Origin of the sequence: Chrysanthemum yellows phytoplasma, from assembly GCF_000803325.1 — a bacterium.
Lineage (GTDB): Bacteria > Bacillota_I > Bacilli_A > Acholeplasmatales > Acholeplasmataceae > Phytoplasma > Phytoplasma asteris.
In genome coordinates, this window is the sequence record NZ_JSWH01000181.1 from 1 (window position 1) to 1528 (window position 1528).

Annotated in this window: 2 protein-coding genes; both read right to left on the bottom strand. The window is 28.1% G+C overall.

Annotated features, from left to right (window positions below):
- Nucleotides 1-534, bottom strand: a 534-nt coding sequence (locus OL66_RS03055; RefSeq protein ID WP_034172421.1) for a uracil-DNA glycosylase, incomplete at its 3' end; no start/stop codon positions are given.
- 81 nt (nt 535-615) lie between these two features.
- Nucleotides 616-1389 (bottom strand): S26 family signal peptidase, encoded by a 774-nt coding sequence (locus tag OL66_RS03060; protein ID WP_034172422.1) that lies wholly within the window; start codon nt 1387-1389, stop codon nt 616-618.
- Nucleotides 1390-1528 lie beyond the last annotated feature (139 nt).

The window sequence follows — 1528 nt, forward strand, 5'->3', positions numbered from 1 at the left end:
ATGGGGGCTTTTAATTATGCAATTTTGGGATTGACAAATATATTGTTCGTAGGTTTGAGCAAATTTTCCCCACAAAATATAGACTATATTTGGTTTAGCTTGCAAAGCTTGAAAAATAGTTTTGGTAAATTCTTGCCAACCAATTTGATGGTGACTTAAAGGTTTATCTTTTTCAACAGTCAAAATAGCATTAATCATCAAAACGCCTTCTAGCGCCCATTTAGTTAAATTATTGGTGCGAGCAGTAATTTGTAAATCATTTTGTAATTCTTTAAAAATATTGGATAAACTAGGTGGTTTTTGGAAGGTTTTTACACTAAAAGACAACCCGTGAGCTTGATTTTTGCCATGATAAGGATCTTGCCCCAAAATAACTACTTTCACTTTTTCAAAAGGAGTTAAATTAAAAGCTGAAAAAATATCTTCTTGATTGGGATAAATAATTTTGTGATTGGTTTTTTCTTCTTGCAAAAAAGTAAATATTTTTTTAAAATAAGGTTTAGTTTTTTGATTATTAATGATTTGTTGCCACATTAATTGTTTACCTTTTGGTTTGTTATTGTAAAATTGTTGTATTATTTTGTAATTTGGTGTTATTTGATTGCATTTTTGTAATTATTTGGCTGCTTTTAATTCTTTAATTAAGAAATATAAGAGATACGCCATAATCATTAAATAAACGATTATTAAAAACAAATATAAGGGATTTTCAAATAAAAAAGCAAAGAAAGAACCAATATAAGCAAACAGATCAGAAAAGAAATTTTTGATGGATGGAAAAATATAACGGTCTTTACAAACATATTTGCCTACAATTTTGTGATAAGGAATTTTTTGTTCGTATTTGTGTTGGGTATCATTTGCATCACCCCAAGTGCCAATTAATTCGTTTTTTGAATCATTATAAACGACTCTATGAATAATAAAACGATATTTTTGGGCTGCTTGTCTTTCTTGTTCAGAAACATTAGGATTATTATAATTAGGGTTTTCAAAAATTACAACATCGCCGTTTTTTGGATGAGTTGTGCCTACTTTATAAGGTTTGGTTGTAGGATTTTTGGTGATTTGTTTCCCATCAACAGCACCAACAGGCATAAGTTTGGAAGCGTCCCAAACACCTCTAATAAAAACTAAATCCCCTATTTGTCCTGAATCCTCATTTTTAGGACCATGTAAAAAAGGTTCCATACTACCAGAAGCCACAGGAAAAGCAGCAATGCCTAGATATTTGGCTGAATATTTAGGAAAAAAAGCATTACCCAAAGAAGCAATAAAGAGATAGATTAGAAAAAAATCTAAAATAATAATCATACTTTTTTTTAAAATTAAAAGGATGGATTTGGTTTTTTGACTTTGTGGCGGAGTTTTTGTTTTATTTTTGAACATAAATAATTACCATAATAATCATTGTTTCCTTTTTTATTTATTAACTATTAATTATTTTCAACTATACAAATTAATTATAGCATAGAACAAGATTTTTTTTTGATGAATCAATTATAAGTGCTAAAAAAATATTATTGTT